The sequence below is a fragment of the Pseudomonas sp. R9.37 genome, assembly GCF_963878885.1.
GTDB lineage: Bacteria > Pseudomonadota > Gammaproteobacteria > Pseudomonadales > Pseudomonadaceae > Aquipseudomonas.
Window position 1 is genome coordinate 405,594 of sequence record NZ_CAWNZA010000043.1, and the last position, 18,102, is coordinate 423,695.

An 18,102-nucleotide genomic window follows, 5' to 3' on the forward strand; every position below is an offset into this window, starting at 1 on the left:
CTGTGGCATTGACGATTCTTGGCCTGTCCGGCGCCCTTAGCCATGATCCTTCCGCAGCCTTGTATATCGACGGCAAGCTGATCGCGGCCGCCGAAGAAGAGCGCTTCGTACGCGACAAACATGCAAAGAACCGCATGCCCTACGAGTCGGCGAAGTTCTGCCTGGAACAAGCCGGTATCAAGCCTTCCGACGTTGACGTGGTGGCGATTCCGTTCGCCCCGATCAGCCTGTTCGGCGAGGCGCGCTGGCACTATGCCAAGCGTTACTGGTACGCCCCGGACCGCGCCCTAGACGCGATCCTGATGGGCAACCGTCGCTACAAGCGCTACCGCAACAAGATCGTCTGGTGCCTGGAGCAACTGGGCTTCGATCCGAAGAAAATCAAGATCGAACCGGTTGAACACCACCTGGCCCACGCCTCCAGCGCTTACCACTGCTCCGGCTTCCAGGAGAAAACCGCGATCCTCGGGATCGACGGCAAGGGCGAGTACGCCACCACCTTTTTCGGCTACGGCGAAAACGGCAAGATCCACAAGATCAAGGAATTCTACGACCCGGACTCCCTCGGCGGCCTGTATGGCGCGATCACCGAGTTCCTCGGTTTCGAGATGCTCGACGGCGAGTTCAAGGTCATGGGCATGGCGCCGTATGGCGATGCCAGCAAGTACGATTTCTCGCGCCTGGCCTCGTTTGAGAACGGCGAGCTGGTGATCAACACCGACTACGCCAACGTCATCGGCCTGCGTCGCTACAAAGAGAAGGGCAAGGGGTTCTACTTCTCGCCAAAACTGATCGAGTGGCTGGGTCCCAAGCGCGAAGGCGATATCGCCGACGAGCCGTACATCCACTACGCGGCCAGCATGCAAGCGCTGTTCGAGAAGCTGGCCCTGCAGATGATCGACCACTACCTGGGCGACATCCTCAAAGACACCGGCAAGCTGGCCTTCGCCGGCGGCTGCGCGCTGAACGTCAAGCTGAACCAGAAGATCATTGCCCGCGATGACGTCAAGGAGCTGTTCGTGCAGCCGGCGTCCGGCGATGCCGGCACCGCGGTGGGTGCAGCCGCCTACGTGTCCCACGCCCGTGGTGTACCGGTCGAGAAGATGGAACACGTCTACCTCGGCCCGTCCTACAGCAACGAAGACGTGATCGCCGCGTGCGCCAGGCACGCAAGCAAACCAGTGTGGCGCAAGATCGAGAACATGCCCAAGCGCATCGCCAAGATCATGGTCGACGGCAACCCGGTGGCCTGGTTCCAGGGCCGCATGGAGTTTGGCCCGCGCGCGTTGGGCGGGCGTTCGATCATTGGTTGCCCAAGCGCCACCGGCGTGGCGGATCGCATCAACCACCAGATCAAGTTCCGCGAGCGCTGGAGGCCTTTCTGCCCGTCGATGCTCGACACCGTTGCGCCACAGATGATCAAGGTCGATCACCCGGCGCCGTTCATGACCTTCACCTTTGAAGTGTCGGAAGAATGGAAAACCCGTGTGCCGGAAGTGGTGCACGAAGACGGCACTTCCCGTGCCCAGGTGCTCAAGCGCGAATACAACCCGCGTTACTACGACATGATGAAAGAGCTGGAAGTACTGACCGGCAACGGCGTGTCCCTGAACACCTCGCTCAACCGTCGCGGCGAAGCAATGATCTGCTCGCCGACCGACGCGCTGAACATGTTCTTCGGCTCCGACCTGCAGTACCTGATCATGGAAGACATCCTGGTCGTCAAAGACGGCGTGGACCCTTATGACTCGGTCGGCTGATCGCCACGTCCTGCAGTTCTGCCACGGCTATGACGGGCCGTTCCTCGATTGCGCGCGGCAGTACGCCAGCCTGTTTGCAGGCTCGGGCTACAAGGTGACCACGGTGTTTCTCACCGGGGTCGCCGACCCCGATGTGGCGGCCGGTTGTGCCTCTGATGAAGTGTTGTTCATGGAATTCAGCTCCAAGGCCATTCGTGGCCTGAAGCTGGGCGCCATCGGTGAGCTGCGCAAGATCGCGGCGTCTCGCAATTTCAGTTTCTGCATTGCTCACCGGTTCAAGCCGATCTATATCGCCTTGCTCGGCACGCGCTTGCCGGTGATCGGTGTGCATCATGCCTTTGGTGATTATCAGCGCCGCAGCCGCAAGCTGTTTGCGTCGATTTTCCGCAAGCGTTTGAGCCTGCTTGGTGTGTCCGATGCGGTGCGTGATGACATGCGCCGCTGCTTGCCGGCCTGGCCGGCAGCGCGGATCCAAACGCTGTACAACCGCATCGATGTCGACGCCATGCAGGCCCTGCAGGTTCCGGCCGAAGCGGCGCGTGATGCGTTGGGGCTGTCGCCGGATGAGTGGGTGGTCGGCAACGTTGGCCGCCTGCACCCGGACAAGGACCAGGCGACCTTGCTCAAAGGGTTCGCCCTGGCGCTGCCGCATTTGCCGGCACAAAGTCGTCTGGCCATCCTCGGCACCGGCCGCTTGGAGAAAGACCTCAAGGCCTTGGCCCGTGAGCTTGGGATTGCCGAGCAGGTGCTGTTCCTCGGCCAGGTGCCGGATGCGCGCCGTTACTTCCGAGCCTTCGACGCCTTTGCCCTGAGTTCCGATCACGAGCCTTTCGGCATGGTACTGCTGGAGGCGATGGCCGCCGGCGTGCCGCTGTTGGCAACAGCGTGTGGTGGCGCCCGGGAAGTGGTCGAAGGCGTGGGGATCCTGTTTCCCTTCGGCGATGCCGAACACTTGGGCCAGGGGCTTCGGCACCTGGCGGCAATGGATCGTCAGCAGCACGCGCAATGCGCCCAGATGATGCTGGAGCGCTTGCACGAGCAGTTCTCGGACCAGGCGGTTCGCGCGGCCTTCTGGCAGCTGCCGCACGTTACTGAACTGACCGCGAGGGCGTGATGCTCAATCGATTCCAAGGCTGGCGCGAGCGTGGCTGGTCCGTCGTTGACGCGTCCACCTACAGCGACGCCTGGCAGCGTTACGGTGGCAGTGTTGCCACCCATCCGCAGGTGGTTGAGCGTCTTGCCGGGCTGGCCGAGATTCCTGTGCGCTACCTGGCGTGGGAACACGGCGGCGAACTCAAGGCCTGTATTGCGACCTGGGGCCAGGACTTGGCGTTATCCAAGGATGTGCTCAAGCGCAAAGGCAAGAAGGGCTTGTTCGACTTGGGCAATGCCGAGTTGATTCTGCCGGCCGCCGCCGATGCTCAAGCCCCTTTGCGTCATCGCGCGCGCTACCTGTCGGCGCTGAATGAAGGCCGTTTTGCCGGCATCAAGCTGCAGACCGAGCAGTTGGCCATGGCGCGTACTCCGGAAGAACTCTCGAAGAAATTTCGCTATAACCAGCGCCGCGAGTTGCGTCTGCTGGAAGAGGCGGGCGGTGTTGTGCGTGCGGTCCAGACGTTCACCAGTGCGGAGCTGGCGGCAATTTACTGTGATTTGTTCCAACGCCGCTGGGGCTTTCCCGCCACCGGCGCCGAGCGCATGGCGCAGGTCATCGAGCTGTTGCGTGAATGGTTGATCGGTTCGGTGATTTTCCTCAACGATGCGCCGATCGCGATTCAGCTGGTTTACCGCGTTGAAGCGCCAGAGTGGGTCAGCGTCGAGTACGTCAATGGCGGCGTAGACCCTCAGACGCGTGAGTTCAGCCCCGGCAGCGTGCTGAGTTTCCTCAACACGCAAAGTGCCTGGGAACAGGCGCGGGAAGCCGGCAAGCCGCTGCGATTTTCGTTTGGCCGGGCAGACCGCGAGTACAAAGACCGTTGGTGCAACCCGGTGCCGGTGTTCAAGGTATGAGTGATTCTCCCAGCCGCAAGCAAGCGCTGCTCAAACGCCATCGCCGCAACAAGCGTATGGCGCTGCTGGTCGGTTTGCTGGTGTTGATCGGCGTCGGCGTGGCGGTGGCCTGGTGGCTGCCGCTGCTGCTGGCAATTCTGGCCTGGGTGGCCCATGAAGCCTGGTTTGCCGACCATCTGTTTTACTCGCCCGGCGACGACTATCAGTACGCCTTTGCGGCCGAGACCGAGCAACCCAAGGTTGTTCTGGATAACGGCCGATTGCTGCTGGAGCAGGCGCTGGAGCTGTCGGGCGACGAGACGCTGATCCTTGCGCTGCGGCTCAAGAGCGGCTTGCTGGGGCGCTTTATTGATCCGTTTATCGCCTTGCCACAGGGCGATCGGCAGGTGTTCGAGCGGGGCGTCAACGGCTTGCGCTACTTGAACCTCACCGGCCAGGCGCAAGCGCTGCTCGCTGGGCAACTGCGCCTGAGCGGCCGGTTCTGCCGTGTGCAAGGCACGCCGGTGTTGTCGGTATTTCGCCAGCCCGACGTGCGTCAGCAGCGGGTGATGGTGATTGCGCCCCATGCCGATGATGCCGAGCTTGCCGCCTTTGGCCTGTACAGTCAGGCGGCGCAGCCCTGGATCGTGACGTTGACGGCCGGCGAAATCGAAGCCGAGCATTATCAGCAGATGGGCCTGGGCAAGCCCGAGGCTGCACGCCTCAAGGGCCGGTTGCGCGCCTGGGACAGTATCGCCGTGCCGCGTTGGGCGGGTGTGCCGCAGGAAAATTGCGTGCAGCTGGGGTACTTCTGCCTGCAGCTGGCGGCGATGAGGGCCGAGCCTGATCGCGCGGTGGCGTCACGAGAAGCCGAGTTGAGCGACATTCGCGTGTTTCGCCAATTCAACCCGTTCCCCTTGCCTGCGGATGCCGATGGTCGGCCGACCTGGAACAATCTGCTGGCAGATCTGCGCGCGGTGCTGCTGATGGCGCGTCCTGACGTTATCGTGCTGCCGCATCCGGTGCTCGACCCGCACCCTGACCATGTCTGCGCACAGCATGCCGTGCTGCAAGCCCTGCAAGGGCTGGAGTGGCAGCCGACCACGCTGCTCGGCTACGCCAATCACCTGCATGACAACGACCGCTGGCCGATGGGCGATTCGGGCAACGGCATCGCGTTGCCGCCCTGTTTTGATTCGACCATCACCTTGCAGCCTTTCTGCGTGCCGGTGTCTGCCGAACAACAGCGTGACAAGGCCATGTCGCTGGGCATGATGCATGACTTGCAGCCCAGGATGCCGTTCAAGCGGCGCGTGCGGCGTGCGATCCAACGGTTGCTGGCCGCAAGGGCCATTTCACCCTGGGGGGAAAATGAGTTTTACCGCAAGGCTGTAAGGCGACATGAACTTTTTTGGTTCATCAAGCACAAGTAAGGTTACGTAACGTGGAGGGGCGCAGTGCGCTCCCGCAAAAAATGACAGTGAGTCCGTTTTGATCAATCAGTGCCCCCGCATCCTCTTCCTCATTCCTTACTTTGGCCGCTGGCCATTCTGGATGCCGTTTTTTCTCGAAAGCTGCCGACACAATGCCGATATTGACTGGCTGTTATTCAGCGACTGCCCGATACCGAGCAATGTGCCGGATAACGTCAGGATTGAAAGCATTACCTTCGCCGATTACTGCGCGTTGGTTTCGCAGCGGTTGAACATCCCGTTTGCCCCGCAAGCGGCTTACAAGTTGTGTGACATCAAGCCTGCGCTGGGGCATATCCATGCTGATCGCCTCCAAGGTTATGACTTCTGGGCGTTTGGCGACCTGGACCTTGTTTACGGCAATCTGCGTCGCTATTTCACGCCCGATCGACTGGCTGGCTATGATTTGTTTTCGACCCACGAACGACGGGTCGCCGGCCATTTGTGCCTGATGCGCAACACGGCCAGAAAGCGCCAGGTGTTCATGCAGATCAAGGATTGGGAGGCGCGTTTCACTGATCAGGCGCATCATGCGCTGGATGAAGGCGCGTTCAGCAGGATTTTCCTGTGGCGCAAGAATTTTCCGAAACCGTTGTTCGAGTTGGTCGGCAAGCTCAATCCCTGGCGCCGCCGCAGTGAGTTCACCGAGGCGTTCAGTACGCCGGGCGGTGTGATCAAATGGCACGACGGCAGTGATCGCTTCCCGCATCAGTGGTTCTGGAATAACGGTCGTCTGACCAATGACAGGGATGGCGAGCGCGAATTTCCCTATTTCCATTTTGTCTGCTGGAAGCGTAATCAGTGGCCACGGTTACCGGAGCCCGACAGCGAGTACGTCGAGGCGCTGGCGGCTGAACCGTCGTGGGTCGTTGATGCCACAGGTTTCCATCGAGGAGAGTTATGAGTCGGCGTTTCAAGGTCCTGCAATTGCAGCCTGACTACAATGTTAAATCCCATGATTTTGCCGACCTGGCCGAACAGATCGTCAAGGCATTGCCTGCGGACCGCTATGAAGTCACCGCCGCGTTTTTGCGTGGCCGACCCGGGCCCGCGGACCCGGTCAGCCGAGCGGCAACGTCGGTCTACTTCGATTTCTCCGACAAGGCGCTCAAGGGCTTGAGGCTGCGCGCCATGTGGCAGATGTATAAGTTCTGTCGCAAGGAACAGTTTGACGTGGTGGTGTGCAACCGCTTCAAGCCGGTCAACATGATGTTGCAACTGAACCGCTGGTTGAAGATTCCACTGTGTATCGGGATCTCCCACGGCTTTGGCGAGTATGACCGTCTCTACCGCCGTAAACAGGCGCAGCGCTGGATCGACGAGCATTGGCGGTTTGTCGGGGTCTCGCCGGCGGTCAAGCAGTACCTGCTGGACTGCAAGTGCGGGTTTACCGACAGCAATACCTACGCGATTACCAACGCCATCGACATCGAGCAGGCCGAAGGCTTGCAGCATTCACGCGAACGCGCGCGTGAGTTACTGGGCATCGACCCTTCGGTGCGGTTGATCGGCGCCCTGGGCCGTCTGGTTCCGGTCAAGGGGCACACCTATTTGCTGCAGGCGTTTGCAGCGCTCAAGGATAAATACCCCGCGGCGCAACTCGCCATCATTGGCGCGGGGCGTGAGCAGGCCAACCTGGCCGCGCAGATCCAGAGCCTTGGCCTTGATGGGCGGGTGCACTTGCTGGGCTTCAAGGAAAACGCCCTGCAGTACGTGCGCGCTTTCGATATCTGGGCCATGCCCTCGCTGGCAGAAGGCTTGGGCCTGGCGCTGCTCGAAGGCATGAGCGGTCGCCTGCCGGTGATCGCCTCCAGTGTGCCGGCCATGCTGCCACTGATTGAAGGCGCCGGTGGCCTGGCGGTGGAGCCGGCCAACGTGCCAGCATTGACCCAGGCGCTGGACACTTATCTGGCGCTGTCCGATGAAGCGCTCGCGCAAAAGGGCGAGCAGGCTTACCAGTACCTTCAGGCGCAACATGACATTGAGGTGTTCCGCCAGCAATACCTGGAGCTGATTGAATCCGGGTTGGCCCAAGCACGCAGGAACAATGTATGAACCCAAGTCAGCCCTTGGTCACGGTGATCATTGCCTCGTACAACCACGGCCCGTACATCGAGGAAAGCATCCTCAGTGTGCTGAACCAGACCTACCCCAACATCGAACTGCTGGTGATTGATGACGGCTCGACAGACGACAGTGTCGAGCGCATCCGCCGCCTGCAGGAGCGCCACACCTTCGACTTTCGCGTCCAGCAGAATCAAGGCCTGACGAATACGCTCAATGGCGCTATTGCACGCTCCCAAGGCCCGCTGATCGTGCCGTTTGGCTCCGACGACATCATGAAGCCAGAGCGCATTGCGATTCAGGTGGCTTACATGGACGGCAAGCCGGAAGTGGGTATCTGTGCGGGTAACATCGAGCTGATCGATTCGCGAGGCGAACTGCTTCCCGAGAAGCGCCAGCGCCGCGACGTGCCGTTTCGGCGCCTGGACTTCGACGACATGTTCCTGGAGCGCAAACCCTATCCGCCGGCACCCACGCTGATGATTCGGCGTGAGGCGCTGGAAAAGGTCGGTGGGTTTGACCCCGAGATTCGTCTGGAAGACTTGTTGATCGAGTTGAAGATCACCCATGCCGGGTACTTCATCGATGGCCTGAATGTGGTCATGGCCCGCTACCGCAAGCACGCCACCAACTCGTACAAGAACCACCGATTCATGATCGACAATATCCTGCGCTCTTACGCGTTGTTCAGTGACCACCCGCTCTATGACGAGGTGCGTTACAAGTTTCTCAGCTCCATGTTCCTCAAGACCTCCAACCGCAATCGCGCGTTGGCGCGAGAGTTGTTGGCGCAGATCCCGTTTCGGGCCTGGAACAAGAAAACCTGGCGGGGTTTGGCGCGGCTGTATTTTTCGCCGCTGGAAAAAGACTGACACGCCAGTGTGCGCCCCTCGCCGGGGCGCACTTGGCGAGTGTCAAGCTGCGGGGCGTGCCAGGGTCAGCACGTGCTCACGGAGTTTGACCGTGGCTTGCGGCGACGCAACCAACGCATAGCCACTGGCCAACTGTTCAAAGTGAGCTTCGAACAACCAGTTGCGGTCCTGCGTGTAGCGTTGCATGTGCTTCACGTTGCGCTGGCGCAGCGTGTTGCGCAGCGGCGACGGATAAATGCGCATGTCGGCCACGTCGATCAGGCCGAACTCACCATCGTCCATCAGCAGAACGTTGCCCAAGTGCAGCGAGCGGAAGTACACGCCGCGCTCATGCAGCTGGGCCATGAATCTGCCAAAGCGTTCGATCAGCGATTCTCGCAGGCTGCTGTCCAGGCTCTGCAGCGCCTGGCGCAGGGTCAGGCCGGGGAGGGGCTGATAGCGCACGGCACTGCTGCCATCGCGCAAGCTGTACACATCCAGAATCCGCGGTGACGCGATACCCAGTTGCTGCAGGTGTTCGCTGTTGCTGGCGAAGCGTTCCGAATACGGATTGAAACCCCCGGAGGTGTACCAGCGGCGCGCCCTGAACAGCTTGAGGAAGCTGCCGTCCTCAAGGCGCAGGACCTTGGGCCCAAGACCATCTTCCTCGATGACGGCAGCGCCTTTACGCAGGGCGTCGAACGCCAGCGGTGCGGGCGTTTGCACACGCATGCCGAGCAGGCTGCGACGGCGCTTGGCGATACTCAGGCCGGCGATCAGCGCCAGCGGAATCCACAGCAGGAACCAATGCTCTTTAGGGCGCGACAGGATCCCGCCGCCTTCAGTCAGGCCGGCGCCGATGCCATAGGCCAGCAGGGCTGACGCCAGCAGAAACAGCGGTTGTGCGCGCTCTTTGAAACCTTTGTACAGGCCCCAGCCGAGCATGAAGATCCACGGGATAAAGCCGATGATGCCGACGTAATAGAGCACGCCGAGAGCAAAGCTGTGCGGTTCCATCAGTTCGTAACCGTCCACGATCAAGGACAGTTCGGAGTCGTAGCTGTGGCCGATCAGCGGATGGTCGGCGATACGCTGCAGGGTCATGCCCCACAATTCAAAACGGTACGAACTGCCACGCTCGGTAATCGCTTCAGGATAAAACAGCAGCAGCGCTGCAGCGCCAAGCACCAGGGCCGCGATCATCAGTGCTGAACGGCGATTGCGGCTGACAAAGGCGATCCACACGGCGGCCAGCGTCAGCGCAACCAGCGGCGTGCGAGAGCCGGTGGCCAGGACCGCGAGCGTCATGACCGCCAGCGCAGGCGCGCTGAACAACAACACCTGCAAGCGCTGGGTGGTGATGCAGACATAGAGCCAATAGATGCAGAAAAAGCCGAACAGATGGGAGCTCAGCAGTGGGTTATCGAGAGCGCCCAGGCCGCCGATCATGCGCATGCTCACGCCGGGCACGAAGCCTTTGGCGAACGCCACCAGGTTGAACAGGCACACCACCAGGGCAATCACGGCGGCGCTGAAAAAGATCGGTTTGAACAGCTCGCTGCGGTAGTGCAGCAACAGCCCACAGCCGGCAAACAGCATGAAGGTTTGCAGCGGCACCTTGAACAGGTTGGAATCGCCGGTGGGTTGCGGGCTCCACAGCACGGTGATCAGCGCCCAGGCGCAAAATGCCAGAAGCGCAATGATCAAAGGTTCGCGCAGCAGTTCTTTGATTTCCCGCGGGCGCAGGCACAGCAGGAACAAGGTCGGCACACTGAAAAAGCCGTAGTAGAGACGGTGCATGACGTTGCGGTTGGTGACGTAGAACAATGAACTCAGAAGCAACAACAAGCCAATGGGCAAAATCCATAGGACCAGGAAGTCGAAAACGCGATTTGAGCCATAAATAAGGCGCTTGGAGTGCATACAGAAAAGCCATTCCAGAATAGAGAAAGCCGACCATCTTAAAGTAGTGGCTATATAATGTCGTCGGCTGGATCCAACCAGGCCGAGGGTCATACCGGGTGCAAGTACAACAGAGAAGCTGTGCTAAAGTCAGCCTCCTTTTTCAAAACGCCGCGTGATATGACCGACTCCAGTCCGAGCGCAAGCCCTTCGAGCTTGAAAATATACTTCCGCCTGCTCATGTACGTTAAGCCCTACGCCGGCTTGTTCGCGTTGAGTATTGTCGGATTTCTGATTTTCGCGTCGACCCAGCCCATGCTGGGGTACATCCTCAAGTACTTCGTCGACGGTTTGTCCAACCCTGAAGCGGTGCTGTTTCCCAGCGTACCGTTCCTGCGTGACCTGCAATTGCTGCAAGCCGTGCCGTTGTTGATCATTCTGATCGCAGCCTGGCAGGGCCTGGGTTCGTTCCTGGGCAACTACCTGTTGGCCAAGGTTTCCCTGGGCCTGGTCCACGACCTGCGCGTGCAGTTGTTCAACAACCTGCTGACGCTGCCCAACCGCTACTTCGACAACCACAACTCCGGGCACCTGATTTCGCGCATCACCTTTAACGTGACCATGGTCACGGGTGCGGCGACCGATGCCATCAAGGTGGTGATCCGCGAAGGCATGACGGTGATCTTCCTGTTCGCCTCGCTGCTGTTCATGAACTGGCGCCTGACGCTGGTGATGATCGCCATCCTGCCGTTGATTGCGGTGATGGTCAGCACGGCCAGCAAGAAATTCCGCAAGCAGAGCAAGAAGATCCAGGTTGCCATGGGTGACGTGACCCACGTGGCCTCGGAAACCATTCAGGGTTACCGCGTGGTGCGCAGCTTCGGCGGCGAAGTCTACGAGGAGAAGCGTTTCCTCAAGGCCAGCCAGGGCAACACCGACAAGCAACTGCGCATGACCCGCACCGGGGCGATCTACACCCCGTTGCTGCAACTGGTGATCTACACCGCCATGGCGGTGCTGATGTTCCTGGTGCTTTACCTTCGCGGTGATGCGTCGGCGGGTGACATGGTGGCCTACATCACATTGGCCGGGCTGTTGCCCAAGCCGATCCGTCAATTGTCGGAAGTCAGCTCGACCATCCAGAAAGGTGTGGCCGGCGCCGAGAGCATTTTCGAGCAGTTGGACGAAGAGCAGGAAATCGACCGCGGCACCGTTGAGCGCGACAAGGTCAGCGGCCGCCTGGAAGTGCGTCACCTGAACTTCACCTACCCAGGCACTGAGCGCCATGTGCTCAAGGACATCAGCTTCACCGCCGAGCCTGGGCAGATGATCGCGCTGGTGGGGCGTTCCGGCAGCGGCAAGTCGACCCTGGCCAGCCTGATTCCGCGTTTCTACCACCACGAGAGCGGTGAAATCCTGCTCGACGGCGTAGAGATCGAAGATTACAAACTGCTTAACCTGCGCCGGCACATCGCCCAGGTGACCCAGCATGTGACCTTGTTCAGCGACACCGTCACCAACAACATCGCCTACGGCGACCTGGCCGGCGCGCCACGTGCGGACGTTGAAGCGGCGGCGGCGGATGCCTATGCCAAAGACTTCATCGACCAATTGCCGAAGGGTTTCGACACCCAGGTTGGCGAGAACGGCGTGCTGTTGTCCGGCGGCCAGCGTCAGCGCCTGGCGATCGCGCGGGCGTTGCTCAAGAACGCGCCGTTGCTGATTCTCGACGAGGCCACCTCGGCCCTCGACACCGAATCCGAGCGGCACATCCAGGCCGCACTGGACAAAGTCATGCAAGGCCGCACGACGTTGGTGATTGCGCATCGCCTCTCTACCATTGAGAAAGCCGACCTGATCCTGGTGATGGACGACGGCCGGATTGTCGAGCGCGGCACTCACGCCGAGCTGCTGGCCCAGAACGGCTATTACGCCCGCCTGCATGCCATGGGCCTGGATGCGCCGGTACCGGCTGACATCACCTGAGTCAGGGGCCACCGGCCCAGTGTGGGAACGGGCTTGCTCGCGAATGCGGTAGATCAGTCATAGAGATGTCGACTGACACGCCGTCTTCGCGGGCAAGCCCGGTCCCACATTTGTTTCATCAGCGGATTCGCTCTCCGTCTCCCGTACCATCTTCTGTCACGCCCTCCACAAGCCTCCTGTAACCCTGTGCTAATATCGCGCCCCTGTTCATTTTGTATGTGGGTTGCTCCATGAAGTTGTCCATGCCGCGATTCGATCAAGCCCCTGTCTTGGTGGTCGGCGATGTCATGCTCGACCGTTACTGGCATGGCGGTACCTCACGGATTTCCCCTGAGGCACCGGTACCGGTAGTCAAGGTCGAGCAAATCGAAGACCGTCCAGGTGGCGCTGCCAACGTTGCCCTCAATATTGCCGCGCTCGGCGCCCCGGCCTCCCTGGTGGGTGTGACCGGCGACGACGAAGCCGCCGACAGCCTGGCCAACAGCCTGCGCGGCGCCGGCGTGCGCGCACTGTTCCAGCGCATCGCCCATCAGCCGACCACCGTCAAGCTGCGGGTCATGAGCCGTCACCAGCAATTGCTGCGTATTGATTTTGAAGAACCCTTCGCCACCGACGCCTTGGCGCTGAGCGAGCAAGTCGACACGCTGCTCGAAGGCATCAAGGTGTTGGTCTTGTCCGACTACGGCAAAGGCGCCCTGAAGAACCACCAGATGCTGATCCAGGCCGCCAAGGCCCGCAACATTCCGGTACTGGCCGACCCCAAGGGCAAGGACTTCTCGATTTATCGGGGCGCCAGCCTGATCACGCCAAACCTCAGCGAGTTCGAAGCCATCGTCGGCGGTTGCGCCGACGAGCACGAGCTGGTGACCAAGGGCGCCACGTTGATGGCCGACCTCGACCTGGGCGCCTTGCTGGTGACCCGTGGCGAGCATGGCATGACGCTGCTGCGTCCGGGCCACCCGGCGATGCACTTGCCGGCGCGTGCGCGTGAAGTGTTCGACGTTACCGGCGCCGGCGACACCGTAATCTCCACCCTGGCTGCCTCTATTGCAGCCGGTGAGGAATTGCCCCACGCCGTGGCCCTGGCCAATCTGGCGGCAGGCATTGTGGTCGGCAAGCTGGGCACCGCGGCCATCAGCGCGCCGGAATTGCGCCGGGCTATCCAGCGCTCCGAAGGCTCCGAGCGTGGTGTGCTGACCATCGAGCAATTGCTGCTGGCGATTGACGATGCGCGGGCCCACAACGAAAGCATTGTGTTCACCAACGGCTGTTTCGACATCCTGCACGCCGGTCACGTGACCTATCTTGAGCAGGCCCGAGCCCAAGGCGATCGCCTGATCGTTGCGGTCAACGACGACGCTTCGGTCAGCCGCCTGAAAGGCCCTGGCCGTCCGATCAACAGTGTTGATCGGCGCATGGCGGTATTGGCCGGTCTGGGCGCGGTGGACTGGGTGATCAGCTTCTCTGAAGGCACTCCGGAAAACCTGTTGGCCCAGGTCAAGCCCGATGTATTGGTCAAGGGCGGAGACTACTCCGTCGATCAGGTCGTGGGTGCCGATATCGTCGGCGCTTACGGCGGCACGGTGAAGGTGCTGGGCCTGGTCGAGAACAGCTCGACCACCGCCATTGTCGAGAAGATCCGCAACAATGAGTAACGCTGATAAGTGGGTCCTGATCACCGGCGGTGCCGGTTTTATCGGTTCGCATCTGGTCGATGCGTTGCTTGCCAAAGGCTATGCCGTGCGGGTGCTGGATGACCTGTCCACCGGCAAGCGCAGCAACCTGGCGTTGGGCAACCCGCGTGTGCAACTGATCGAGGGTGATGTCGCCAATGCCGAGCTGGTGGCGCAAGCCGCCGTTGGCGTGAGCGCCGTGGTGCACCTGGCCGCAGTGGCCTCGGTGCAGGCGTCGGTGGATGACCCGGTGAGCACTCACCAGAGCAACTTCGTCGGTACCCTGAATGTCTGCGAAGCGATGCGCAAGGCCGGGGTCAAGCGCGTGGTGTTTGCGTCCAGCGCGGCGGTGTATGGCAACAATGGTGAGGGCGCGTCGATTGACGAAGACACCACCAAGGCGCCGCTGACACCTTATGCCTCGGACAAATTGGCCGGTGAGCATTACTTCGATTTCTACCGCCGCCAGCATGGCCTTGAGCCGGTGATCTTCCGCTTCTTCAACATCTTCGGGCCACGCCAGGATCCGTCCTCGCCGTATTCCGGGGTGATCAGTATTTTCAGCGAGCGTGTGCAGCAGGGTGTGCCGATCAGCGTGTTTGGTGATGGCGAGCAAACCCGCGATTTCATGTACGTGGAAGATTTGGTCGATGTGCTGGTACAGGCCATCGAAGCGCCCGACGCGCCGCTGGGTGCGATCAACGTAGGCTGGAACCGCACCACCACGCTCAAGCAGGTGTTGCAGGCGCTGGAAGAAGTGGTGGGTCAGTTGCCGACGATCACTTACGGGCCGGCACGCTCGGGGGATATTCGGCATTCGCGGGCCAATAACCAGCGGCTGTTGGCGAGTTTCACGCTGCCTGAGCCCACGCCGTTGAAGGTGGGCCTGGAGCGGTTGCTCACGGGCTGAACACCGTCAACGGTGGAAGCCGCTTTATCTGGGAACCGGGCAAGCCAGCGCCCGGATCAGAGCGGTTTCACCCCTTGGCTTTTTTCTTCGGCACAATCTTGCGCAGCATCTGCCGCGCCTTGCCGGTCAATCGCTTCAGTTTCGACTCTTTTTCAGGCTGAGCCAGGCCTTGCTGCCTGAGCCAATCCTTCCAGCGAATCCGCTCATCACGTACCAACCAGCCGTCTTGCTGAGCAAAGCTTTCGGCCAGGTATAAACCGCGTGTGCTGGCGGGATACAGCTGGTCTTTCTTGACGGTGTACAGCTCTGCTACAGGCTGGCCATCTTTGAGCGGCATCAGGTACAAATCCGGGCGCTTGCGGTCCAGCCGGGCTACCAACTGGTCGCCTTCTAGTCGCTCATCCACATGAAACAGGCTGAGGGATTTGGCTTCCTTCGGCACCTCAAGGCGCAAGTCATAAATCAATTGCAGCGACGCCGTCGGCAGGTGCACGTAGGCCCGTGGGCGCTCGATCAATTGCGTGGTCGCGCAGCGCACCGGGCGGGCGGCGCCCGACAAAGGGCTCAACCGAAACGGCAATGCTTCACGGTAATGCAGGGCGGTGGAGTAGGGCGCTGGCAGCCAAGTGTCGTTGAAGCGTCCGCCGAGCCAGCCTTCAGGCGTCTCCAGCAGGCATTCTTCGGCAATTTCCTGGATGGCGGTGTGCAGCGGCAGGTTCAGTTCGTGGGCCGGCACATAGCCCGAGATCAGCTTGAGCACCACGTCGCCACGGTCCTGGCGGCGTTGGCGGACCAATACCCAGTAATCCTTGTTTTGCCAGTGCAGGGTCAGTCGCACCGACACACCGAGATTCGCCAGTTCCAGGGCGAAACGCTCCGGGTCCGCCACCTCCACCGGCTTGCGCCGTTGCAGGGTCTGGGCGAAGTTGAGCGGCATGCCCACGCTCTGGTAACTCAGGCCTTCGGGGGTGGCTTCGACGTGCAGCGGCAGTGTTTTAAAGTTGCTGGGGTTTTTTCTAATAAGCGTGCGCGGCATGTCGGCTCCTTCTTGCGACGGGGTCGGCCGCGTCGGCGGCATCAGAGTTGACGAATGACCTTGGCAGCGGTCGCCACGTTATGGGCCAGGTGCAGCGGATTAATGGTCCCGACAATAGCACTGGCGACGCCCGTTTGCGCAAACAACAACATGAAACTGGCGTGAATTGGATCCATTCCAGGCTCCAGGCACACGTGGCCGCTGGCCAGGGCTTTTTTCACCAGGATGCCTTTGCCATGGGCAGCGGCGTAATCAATGACGGGTTTCTCGCTCTGTTCGTTCAGATTGTAGGTGACCATTGCGCAATCACCTTGTTCCAGAGCCTTCACGCCGCCTTCGACGGTTTTGCCGGAGAAGCCGAAACCGCGAATCTTGCCCTCTTTTTTCAGCGCTGCGAGGGTCTGGTACACCTCGCAATCATTGAGGATATGCAGGTCATTGCCATCGGAGTGCACCAGCACCAGGTCGATAAAATCCGTTTCAAGTCGTTTCAAGCTGCGCTCGATCGACATCCGCGTATGGGCCGCACTGAAATCATGCTGCGACACGCCATCGGCAAACTCTTCACCGACCTTGCTGACAATCACCCAGTCATTGCGTTGGCCGCGTAACAGCGGCCCCAGGCGTTCTTCGCTGCGGCCGTAAGCCGGCGCGGTGTCGATCAGGTTGATGCCCAGCTGGCGTGCCTGGCGCAGCAGCATGCGCGCCTCGTCATCATCAGGAATCTGGAAGCCGTTGGGGTATTTCACCCCTTGGTCGCGGCCCAGTTTTACTGTGCCAAGACCCAGTGGCGACACCAGCAGGCCGGTGCTGCCCAAGGGGCGATGCAGGTCGTGCAGGGTGGGCAGGCTCATGGCAACAGGTGCTCCCAGGCAGGTTGGCCGAGGGCTGGTTTTGGCAGCTCGGGCAGGGCGTCGTTGTTGGCGCTCGGCTGGATACCGTCGCGTTGCAGAGCGTTGAGTACGCGGTCAGCGAAGTCTGGCGCCAGCGCCAGTTTGGTCGGCCAACCCACCAGCAGGCGGCCCTCTTCGGCAAGGAACGCATTGTCGGGGCGGGTCAGGCCCGATTGCAGCGGCTCGGCGCGGTCCACGCGCAAGGTCGCCCATTGCGTCTGGCTCATGTCGATCCACGGCAGCAATTGCGCCAGCTCTTTTTGCGCAGTGGCGATCTGTTCTTCAGGTGTGCGCGCCACGCCATCGGCCTCGGCGATATCGCCGCCCATGTACCACACCCAGTTGCCATCGGCGGCCGGGTGGGTGGTGATGGTCAGGCGTGGCTTGGTGCCGCCGCCCAGGCAGTGCGCATACAGCGGCTTCAAGCCCGGGCCCTTGGCGATGATCATATGCAGCGGGCGCTTTTGCATGGCGGGCTGGCTCAGGCCCAGGGCGCTGAGCAAATCAGCCGTGCCGCCACCGGCACTGAGCACGATGCGCTGGGCGCGAATCTCACGGCCGTCAACCTTCAAACCCACCAGGCTATCGCCATCGCGCAGCGGTTCGATGTGCTGGCCGGCGAGCAAACCGTCACCCGCCAGTTGGGCCAGACGCTCGATCAGGCTCGGCACGTCGACCACCAGCTCGGCCAGTCGGTAGACCTTGCCCTTGAAGCGACGGTCCTGCAGGGCCGGCGGCAATTCGTCGCCCTTGACCTGGTCGACCCGGCCACGCACGGCCTTGCTGGCGAAGAAGCTGGTGAGGTTGCCGGCGAGTGTGCCGGGCGACCACAGGTAATGGGCTTCGGACAGCAGGCGCACGCCGGACAGGTCGAGTTCGCCATCACCCGCCAACGCCTCGCGCCAGCGGCGCGGCATGTCGGCAATCGCTTCGGACGCGCCGGTGAGCGCGCCGTGCAGGGCGTATTTCGCGCCGCCGTGGATGATCCCCTGGGACTTCACGCTTTGCCCGCCGCCCAGCGTGGCGCTTTCCACCAACACCGTGGAAAACCCCTGGCGGCGCAGGCGCGCGTTAAGCCAGAGGCCGGCAACCCCGGCGCCGACAATCAGAACGTCGGTGGAAATAACGGATGGCATCGGCGACCTCAGTGTTCAAGACAAGAGGCGCAGTATACAGGCTGTTGAGTGGCGGTCAGTGCCCGGCGGTTTTCGAGAACAGCTGAATCACCACCACGCCCAGCACAATCAGGCCCATGCCCAGCATCGCCGGCAGGTCGAGCTTTTGCCCATAGATGAACAGCGCGGCGACACTGACCATCACGATGCCCATGCCGGCCCACACCGCATACGCCACGCCCACCGGCACGGTGCGCACCACCAGGGTCAACATCCAGAACGCAATGCCGTAGCCGACGATGACCAGCGCCAGTGGAAGCGGTGTGCTCCAGCCCTTGACGGCTTTCATGGACACGGTTGCGATCACTTCCGAGCAAATGGCGATGGCCAGGTAGAGGTAGGCGGCATTCATGGGGTAATCCTCGGTGTGTGACGTACTTGAATAAGGTCA

The 18,102-nt window shown here is 61.2% G+C and carries 15 protein-coding genes; 10 read left to right on the top strand and 5 right to left on the bottom strand.

The window, feature by feature from the left end:
- The first annotated feature begins 2 nt into the window (after positions 1-2).
- Genes AACU78_RS20860 through AACU78_RS20890 form a run of 7 tightly spaced genes read left to right on the top strand, consistent with a single transcriptional unit; the run spans position 3 to position 8,157 of the window.
- Positions 3-1,760: a carbamoyltransferase family protein gene (locus AACU78_RS20860; protein ID WP_106577584.1), complete on the top strand. Its 1,758-nt coding sequence runs from the start codon at positions 3-5 to the stop codon at positions 1,758-1,760.
- Positions 1,744-2,874, top strand: coding sequence for a glycosyltransferase (locus AACU78_RS20865; RefSeq protein ID WP_106577585.1), 1,131 nt, complete (start codon positions 1,744-1,746; stop codon positions 2,872-2,874). Before AACU78_RS20860 ends, AACU78_RS20865 begins: the two co-directional genes overlap by 17 nt.
- Complete coding sequence (locus AACU78_RS20870) at positions 2,874-3,770, top strand: antimicrobial resistance protein Mig-14 (protein WP_106577586.1); 897 nt, start codon at positions 2,874-2,876, stop codon at positions 3,768-3,770. The genes AACU78_RS20865 and AACU78_RS20870 overlap by 1 nt, the downstream gene beginning before the upstream one ends.
- Complete coding sequence (locus tag AACU78_RS20875) at positions 3,767-5,182, top strand: PIG-L deacetylase family protein (RefSeq protein ID WP_106577587.1); 1,416 nt, start codon at positions 3,767-3,769, stop codon at positions 5,180-5,182. Before AACU78_RS20870 ends, AACU78_RS20875 begins: the two co-directional genes overlap by 4 nt.
- Positions 5,183-5,240: 58 nt before the next feature.
- Positions 5,241-6,125, top strand: a complete 885-nt coding sequence (locus AACU78_RS20880; protein ID WP_106577588.1) for a DUF6625 family protein — start codon at positions 5,241-5,243, stop codon at positions 6,123-6,125.
- Complete coding sequence (locus AACU78_RS20885; RefSeq protein WP_106577589.1) at positions 6,122-7,276, top strand: glycosyltransferase family 4 protein; 1,155 nt, start codon at positions 6,122-6,124, stop codon at positions 7,274-7,276. The genes AACU78_RS20880 and AACU78_RS20885 overlap by 4 nt, the downstream gene beginning before the upstream one ends.
- Positions 7,273-8,157: a glycosyltransferase gene (locus tag AACU78_RS20890; protein WP_106577590.1), complete on the top strand. Its 885-nt coding sequence runs from the start codon at positions 7,273-7,275 to the stop codon at positions 8,155-8,157. Before AACU78_RS20885 ends, AACU78_RS20890 begins: the two co-directional genes overlap by 4 nt.
- 42 nt (positions 8,158-8,199) lie before the next feature.
- Here the strand turns inward: AACU78_RS20890 and AACU78_RS20895 are convergent, their stop codons facing one another.
- Positions 8,200-10,059, bottom strand: coding sequence for a bifunctional O-antigen ligase/aminoglycoside phosphotransferase family protein (locus tag AACU78_RS20895; protein ID WP_106577591.1), 1,860 nt, complete (start codon positions 10,057-10,059; stop codon positions 8,200-8,202).
- A gap of 159 nt (positions 10,060-10,218) precedes the next feature.
- Between AACU78_RS20895 and msbA the strand changes: the two genes are divergently transcribed.
- From msbA to AACU78_RS20910, 3 genes are all read left to right on the top strand, one after another.
- Positions 10,219-12,024 (top strand): lipid A export permease/ATP-binding protein MsbA, encoded by a 1,806-nt coding sequence (msbA, locus tag AACU78_RS20900; protein WP_106577592.1) that lies wholly within the window; start codon positions 10,219-10,221, stop codon positions 12,022-12,024.
- Between the two features lie 230 nt (positions 12,025-12,254).
- Positions 12,255-13,679, top strand: coding sequence for a bifunctional D-glycero-beta-D-manno-heptose-7-phosphate kinase/D-glycero-beta-D-manno-heptose 1-phosphate adenylyltransferase HldE (gene hldE / locus AACU78_RS20905; protein WP_106577765.1), 1,425 nt, complete (start codon positions 12,255-12,257; stop codon positions 13,677-13,679).
- On the top strand, positions 13,672-14,607 hold the full coding sequence (locus tag AACU78_RS20910) for an NAD-dependent epimerase/dehydratase family protein (RefSeq protein ID WP_106577593.1): 936 nt from the start codon (positions 13,672-13,674) through the stop codon (positions 14,605-14,607). The genes hldE and AACU78_RS20910 overlap by 8 nt, the downstream gene beginning before the upstream one ends.
- Positions 14,608-14,674: 67 nt before the next feature.
- On the opposite strand, the gene AACU78_RS20915 is transcribed toward AACU78_RS20910, so the two are convergent.
- Genes AACU78_RS20915 through AACU78_RS20930 form a run of 4 tightly spaced genes read right to left on the bottom strand, consistent with a single transcriptional unit; the run spans position 14,675 to position 18,063 of the window.
- Positions 14,675-15,643 (bottom strand): metal ABC transporter ATPase, encoded by a 969-nt coding sequence (locus AACU78_RS20915; RefSeq protein ID WP_106577594.1) that lies wholly within the window; start codon positions 15,641-15,643, stop codon positions 14,675-14,677.
- Positions 15,644-15,684: 41 nt separating this feature from the next.
- The gene (locus AACU78_RS20920; RefSeq protein WP_106577595.1) at positions 15,685-16,497 is read right to left on the bottom strand and encodes an aldo/keto reductase; all 813 of its coding nucleotides are present in this window, start codon (positions 16,495-16,497) and stop codon (positions 15,685-15,687) included.
- Complete coding sequence (locus AACU78_RS20925) at positions 16,494-17,672, bottom strand: NAD(P)/FAD-dependent oxidoreductase (protein ID WP_106577596.1); 1,179 nt, start codon at positions 17,670-17,672, stop codon at positions 16,494-16,496. The genes AACU78_RS20920 and AACU78_RS20925 overlap by 4 nt, the downstream gene beginning before the upstream one ends.
- Before the next feature lie 55 nt (positions 17,673-17,727).
- Complete coding sequence (locus AACU78_RS20930; protein ID WP_106577597.1) at positions 17,728-18,063, bottom strand: DMT family transporter; 336 nt, start codon at positions 18,061-18,063, stop codon at positions 17,728-17,730.
- Between the last annotated feature and the right edge of the window lie 39 nt (positions 18,064-18,102).